Source organism: Pseudomaricurvus alkylphenolicus (assembly GCF_011683955.1).
Lineage (GTDB): Bacteria > Pseudomonadota > Gammaproteobacteria > Pseudomonadales > Cellvibrionaceae > Pseudomaricurvus > Pseudomaricurvus alkylphenolicus.
This window is the reverse complement of the sequence record NZ_JAAQPI010000017.1, coordinates 145,633-152,330: the sequence shown is the minus strand read 5'-3', so window position 1 is coordinate 152,330 and position 6,698 is coordinate 145,633. Positions and strand designations below refer to the sequence as shown.

The window sequence follows — 6,698 nt, the reverse complement described above, 5'->3', positions numbered from 1 at the left end:
GTTCCGCCATGGACAAGGTGAATTCGAGCAAAGCTCGAAGAGAGGGCAGCCTGGGCTGTGGCGGAACTATTAGCGACCATGGACGGCTCGAGCGTGTTCCAGATGGATGCACCCCGAAGCGGACCGTCCCCGAACTATAAAAGAAAACGGCTCCCTTCGAAGCGGCCCGCCACGATCCCTCTAGTGCACAAACTGCGAACTACGAAAGACCGGTTATGGCACCAAGCTGCCGAGTTGGATCAGATCAGAATCTGGCCCTCACTTTCGAACTTTGGCTGAGGCTAACAGGAATGCGCCCCTGCCAGACACTCCAAAAACGTAGCCACAATCCGCGAGGGCTTAGGAGAAATCCGATGGATCGCCACAAAGTCACACTCATAATGATACGTCTCCGGCAACAACGGCCGAATTAACCCCTGCTGCACAAAAAACGCCGCGTAGTGATCCGGCAAATACCCCACATATCGCCCCGACCGCAGACAGTGAACAATCGCCTCCTGATCATTCACTGTCACATCCCGCTGCAACCCCAACCGATTCCCCACCTCCATATTCGGCGAGTGATACCCCAAGCCCGCGTACTTCGACTCCAGCACCAACACACCGTCCACCTCCGCATCGTCGAGATCAAACAACACATGATCCCGACCACAGTAGAGAAACATCTGCTCAAAAAACAAATGCTGATACGCCAGACTCGGTGAACTGCGGTGCGTCGGAATCACTCCCAGCTGAAAACGCCCCTCCATCACCCCCCGCTCAATCTCATTGATCGGCTCCACATAAATGTCCAGACTCACCTCCGGCGCCAAATCATCAAACCGCGCCATCGCCTCACCGATACGAGATTCCGGGTTACTCGCCGTCTTATCAAACAGCGCCAGCGAAATATGCCCCGTGAGCCGCTTATGCACATCCGCCACCTCACTGCGAAAACTCTCCAGCGACCCCAGCAAACGCAAGGTCGACTGATAAATCTGCTGCCCCTCCTCGGTCAGCGCAAAGCCCCCACGCCCACGCCGGCACAGACTCACCCCCAACCGCACCTCCAAGTCCTTAAGATGACGACTGATCGTCGAGCGGCCGATATTTAACTCAAGCTCCGCCGCAGAAACGCCGCCCGCCTCGGCAACCGCCCGAAAAACCCGCAACAAGCGCAAATCAATATCACTTAACTGCCCCAACAGCGCCGTCTGCTTGCGTCCCATATGCCCTCACCTTAAGTTTCACAGAAGAACAACTAAAGATCGATAATATGCAATTTATGAAACCAAAGCCATCCCCTAAACTGCCCTCATTCAACTCAAACCAACAGTGTCCTGAGCCTGTGATTAATTAACCAACTTTGGATTCAGGACACTAACCCAGGGGAGCCACCCATGACCGAATTCGACCCGCGCGCCGGCCTCAGCCAGGAGCAACTGGACGCCCATTGGATGCCCTTTACCGGCAACCGCCAGTTTAAACAGGACCCTCGTATCATCACCTCCGCCGAAGGCGTCTACTACACCGATGCCCAAGGTCGTCGTATCTTAGACGGCCTCTCCGGTCTGTGGACCTGCGGAGCGGGCCACGCGCGCCCCGAAATCACCGAAGCCGTCAGCAAACAACTCGCCACCCTGGACTACGCGCCAGCGTTCCAGTTCGGTCACCCCAAGTCTTTTGAACTGGCGCATCGCATTACCGATTTTATGCCTGCAGGTCTGAACCGCGTGTTCTTCACCGGCTCCGGCTCTGAATCCGCCGAAACCTCCCTCAAGATCGCCCGGGCCTACTGGCGCAAGAAAGGACTGCCCACCAAAACCAAACTGATCGGCCGCAGCAAGGGCTACCACGGCGTGAACTTCGGCGGCATCAGCGTCGGTGGCATAGGTGGCAACCGCGCCCTGTTTGGCAACGCCGTAGAAGCGGATCACCTGCCCCACACGGTTTTGCCCCAGAACAAATTCGTTAAAGGTATGCCCGAGGAAGGCGCACACCAGGCCGACGATCTGTTGGAACTGATCGCTCTGCACGATGCCTCCAATATCGCCGCGGTGATTGTCGAGCCCATGGCCGGCAGCGCCGGCGTACTGCCGCCCCCCAAGGGCTACCTGCAGCGCCTGCGGGACATCTGCGACCAACACAACATTCTGCTGATCTTTGACGAAGTCATCACCGCTTTCGGTCGTGTCGGGGCCAACACAGGCGCGCGAGCTTTTGGGGTGACACCGGACATCATCAACACCGCCAAGCAGCTCACCAACGGTGCGATCCCCATGGGCGCCGTCATCGCCAAGCAGGAAATCTACGATACCTTTATGGAGCAGGGTGGCCCCGACTATGCGCTGGAACTGCCCCACGGTTACACCTATTCCGCCCACCCCGTTTCCTGCGCCGCCGGTCTGGCAGCGCTGGATATTCTGGAAAAAGAAAACCTGGTGGCGCGCTCGGCGGAAATGGCGCCCGTGTTGGAGGATCGAGTGCATGAACTAAAAGGTTTACCACTGATCACGGATATTCGTAACTGTGGCCTTGCCGCCGGCCTGACCATTGAGGCCGCACCCGGTGAACCGCTTAAACGTCCTTTCCAAATCGCCATGAAAATGTGGGAGAAAGGGTTCTATGTTCGCTACGGTGGCGACACCATTCAAATGGGTCTGCCTTTTATCGTGCAGCCGCAGGAAATTGATGACCTGATCAGCGCACTGGGTGACAGCATTCGCGAAACTGCGGCATGATCGCCGCCACTCAAATTTTTATTTTTCATTGAATACGAGATACCGATTATGACTCTGGTAGGACACTTTATTAACGGCGTTAACGTTGACACCGCCGAACGCACCCAGGATGTTTTCAATCCCGCCACCGGTGAAGCCACCAAGCAGGTCGCCCTGGCGGCGAAAGAAACGGTAGAAGAAGCCATTGCTGCCGCGCAAGCCGCTTTCCCGGCCTGGCGTAACACACCACCCGCCAAACGTGCCAGGGTGATGTTCCGCTTTAAGCAATTGCTGGAAGAAAACGCAGAAAAAATCTGCCAACTGATTGGTGAAGAACACGGCAAAATTGCTCACGACGCCATGGGCGAGCTAACCCGCGGCATCGAAAATGTAGAATTCGCCTGCTACGCTCCTCAAATGCTGAAGGGCGAGCACAGTAAGAATGTCGGACCCAATATCGACTCCTGGAGTGAGATGCAGCCCCTGGGTGTAGTTGCCGGCATTACACCCTTTAACTTTCCCGCCATGGTACCTCTATGGATGTACCCGCTGGCTATCGTGTGCGGCAACACCTTCGTACTCAAACCCTCCGAGCGCGATCCCTCCTCGACGTTGTATCTGGCGCAGCTGATGCAGGAAGCCGGCCTGCCGGATGGTGTACTGAATGTTGTCAACGGAGACAAGGTTGCCGTCGACACCCTGTTGACTGACGAACGCGTTAAAGCCGTCAGCTTTGTTGGCTCCACCCCCATCGCCGAATATGTGTACGCCACCGCGTCTGCCAACGGTAAACGTTGCCAGGCACTGGGCGGTGCCAAGAATCACGCCATTATCATGCCCGATGCCGACATGGACAACGCCGTCGCCGCCATGACCGGTGCCGCCTTTGGCTCTTCCGGTGAGCGCTGCATGGCCCTGTCCGTTGCGGTATGTGTAGGCGATGAAGCCGCTGATGCGCTGATTGAAAAAATGAGCGCTGCCATGCAAGACCTTAAGGTCGGAGCCTGCACTGACAACAGCAACGACTTCGGCCCGGTCATTACCGAAGCTCATATGAACAAGGTTAAAGGATATATCGACAGCGCGGAGCAGCAGGGCGCGGTGGTCGTGGTCGACGGTCGCAATCCACAAGTTGAGGGTTACAACAACGGTTTCTTTGTGGGCGGCACTCTGATTGATCAGGTTAAACCCGGCATGACCTGTTACGATGAGGAAATCTTCGGCCCGGTGTTACTGGTGGTGCGGGCGCAATCCATGGACGAAGCCATGCAGCTGATTAACGATCACGAGTACGGTAACGGCACCTGTATTTTCACCCGTGACGGAGAAGCCGCCCGCTACTTCAGCGATAATATTCTGGTGGGTATGGTCGGTATCAATGTCCCTCTGCCGGTCCCTGTGTCTTACCACAGCTTTGGCGGCTGGAAGCGTTCGCTGTTTGGTGATCTGAGTGCCTATGGTCCCGATGGTGTGCGTTTCTACACCAATCGCAAAACCATTACCCAGCGCTGGCCCTCAAGCGGTGTGCGTGAGGGTGTGCAGTTCTCATTCCCGAGTAACTGATACCGTGTCCGTGGTGGCTTCGTTGCCGCCACGGACCTTTAGCGGACTGACTAAAGGCAGCGCCAGGGTAAATTCACTGCCTTTACCCAATTCGGAAGTCACTTCCAGCCTGCCGTGGTGAAGCGCCACCAGCTTGTGACAAAGCGCCAGGCCCAGTCCGGTGGATTGCATCGGACTGTTCACCCGGCGGCTGATATTGCTATACACATCGAACAGGTACTCCAGGGTATCCGAGTCAATGCCCGGCCCGGTATCCGTGACACGGATCACCACTTCATCGTCGCTGACCTCCGTGCTGACACACACCTCCCCCTGCTCGGTGTACTGCAGGCCATTGTCAATCAGGTTGGTGAGGACCTGTCGCACCCTTTGGCCATCGGCTTGAAAAATGACCTCGTCAACGGGCCCACACCGCAATTCAATACCCCTCTCTTGCGCCAGGACCTGCATATCCCGAACCACGGTATGAACCATCTGACCGCATTGCACCGTGCTGACATTGAGCGACAGAGAGCCTGATTCCAAACGCGACAGATCCAGTAACTCATTGATCAATGTCAGCAAAACCTGGCCATTGCTGTGAATGCTTTCCACCGACTGACGCTCCCGCTCACTGCGATCGTCCTGCGGCAGTTTGCGCCAGTAGCGAATCAAATGATGACTGAAACCAATGATGGCATTGAGGGGTGTGCGCAGCTCGTGGCTCATACTGGCGAGAAATTCACTCTTGGCGCGATTGGCCTGCTCCGCCCGAGCTTCTGCCTCGCGGCGAATCCGGTTCTCCTGATCCAACTCGACCAGTTGCTGTTCAATTTTGATCTGGGCGGCTTCAACCTGGTAGAGATAGCTGATCATGGCGACGGTTACCAACAACAATTGCCCCAATAGCTGAAAGCGATTCTGCCAAAACTGGTTTTCCAAAGGCGTCAGATCGACAGGCGCGCCGTGCTGGTTTTCCCAAAACGCCATGCCCGCCCAAAGGCAAACCGATACCACAAACCAGAAAATGCCTGCCGTGCGGCCCGCCATAAGACCGGCAACCAGCGGTAGTACTGTGATCCAGCCAACACCGACCCCCATCAGCCCGCCACTGCTGTACATGGCAAAGCTGGCAGCGATATACACTCCCCCCATAGCGGTGTGGGTAACGGTCAGTACGCCGACTCCCCGCTGCAACAGATAAAAGGCGAAAAGGCTGGAGACCATGCCGCTGCCCAGGGTAAAGACCCTGAGATAGATTTCCCACTGCAAGGCACGAAGGGCAAAGAACAGACAGACCAGCGCCATGGTCAGCACGCTGATACGCACCACCCGCCGAATCATCTGCTCCTGCTCGGCTCGCAACAGCGCCAGGCTGTCTGCCGGAGGGACTGCTTCCATAGTCGCCACGTGTTTGAACACACCCTTGATTGAGTGTAGACCTGCCTGCCAGAGTAGCCACAGCGCGTTCCGGTTGCAACCGAAACCAAAAAAGGAGCCTTGCGGCTCCTTTTGATGTCGTTGGCTTAAGCTGATGCCAGCAAATGTCGGCTGAATCAGTTCAAAGTCATGATGTCATGATTGATCAGCTTGCTGGTCACCTGTTCCGAGGTGTTACCGCGCATGGCCAGGCTCAGGCCAGTGCGCTTGAGGGTGCCGATAACCACAATATCTGCCTCAATCTCAGCCGCCACTTTGGCTACCACCTCCTCAGGTGGCCCCTGTACCACGTGGATCTTATCGGAGTCGATACCGATCTTGCGCACCATGTTGCCACGGTCCGGGTAATGCATGGAATCCGAATAGGCGTTAACCACATGGAAGTCCGCACCATAGGCTTCAGCCGCCCATTTGCCACGCTCAATGATTTGATTGTTGAGCTCTTCATATTTGCTGTTGGTGCTCTGCATTTTCACAGCAGACAAAATAACCTTGCGCTGACTCTTGGCGCCGGGGCGGACAATCAGCACCGGGCAGGGGGCGTGACGGATCAGGTTCCACTTGGCATCGGTAAAGCGGTAGCGCAGCTCTTCAGTGGCATAGGAGGGCACCAGAATCAGATCGGCCTCAGTTTTCTTGGCCGCCTGCAAAATGGCCTCATGCCACTGGTTAGACCAGCAGATCACCAGGGTGTAATCCAGCCCCTCTTCGTCCAGGGGTTTGCGCAGCGACTCGAACCACTGGGTGGTGCGGTAGATGTCCGGGTTGTCCGCGTCCAGTGACACACCAGTGGAATCCACGCCAACAAATACCTTGAGCTTGGGAGGAACATCGCGAATTCGCGAGGTAATAATTGCACGCTCCAGTGCTACATGGTCGGTTTGAGTGGGGTCTACTACGACAAACAAAGTTTCCTGATTAGACATGTTCTGATAGTTCCAACACAGATAAATAAGAGGGTTGCAGTATACCGATCCGATATTGCAAGCCATTGACTCACGTCAATCGCAGCCTGTT

5 protein-coding genes are annotated in these 6,698 nt (G+C 56.0%); 2 read left to right on the top strand and 3 right to left on the bottom strand.

Features of this window, described 5'->3' with window-relative positions; genetic code table 11:
• Positions 1-281: 281 nt before the first annotated feature.
• The gene (locus tag HBA55_RS30800; protein WP_166999483.1) at positions 282-1,208 is read right to left on the bottom strand and encodes a LysR family transcriptional regulator; all 927 of its coding nucleotides are present in this window, start codon (positions 1,206-1,208) and stop codon (positions 282-284) included.
• Positions 1,209-1,379: 171 nt separating this feature from the next.
• Between HBA55_RS30800 and aptA the strand changes: the two genes are divergently transcribed.
• Both aptA and HBA55_RS30790 read left to right on the top strand, forming a co-directional pair.
• Entirely contained in the window at positions 1,380-2,720 is a 1,341-nt protein-coding gene (gene aptA / locus HBA55_RS30795) for an omega-aminotransferase AptA (RefSeq protein ID WP_166999481.1), read from the top strand.
• Between the two features lie 48 nt (positions 2,721-2,768).
• Positions 2,769-4,262 (top strand): CoA-acylating methylmalonate-semialdehyde dehydrogenase, encoded by a 1,494-nt coding sequence (locus HBA55_RS30790; protein ID WP_166999479.1) that lies wholly within the window; start codon positions 2,769-2,771, stop codon positions 4,260-4,262.
• On the opposite strand, the gene HBA55_RS30785 is transcribed toward HBA55_RS30790, so the two are convergent.
• Positions 4,245-5,642, bottom strand: a complete 1,398-nt coding sequence (locus HBA55_RS30785) for a sensor histidine kinase (protein ID WP_166999477.1) — start codon at positions 5,640-5,642, stop codon at positions 4,245-4,247. The two genes, HBA55_RS30790 and HBA55_RS30785, sit on opposite strands and share 18 nt — an antisense overlap.
• 155 nt (positions 5,643-5,797) lie before the next feature.
• Positions 5,798-6,607: a universal stress protein gene (locus tag HBA55_RS30780; RefSeq protein ID WP_166999475.1), complete on the bottom strand. Its 810-nt coding sequence runs from the start codon at positions 6,605-6,607 to the stop codon at positions 5,798-5,800.
• Between the last annotated feature and the right edge of the window lie 91 nt (positions 6,608-6,698).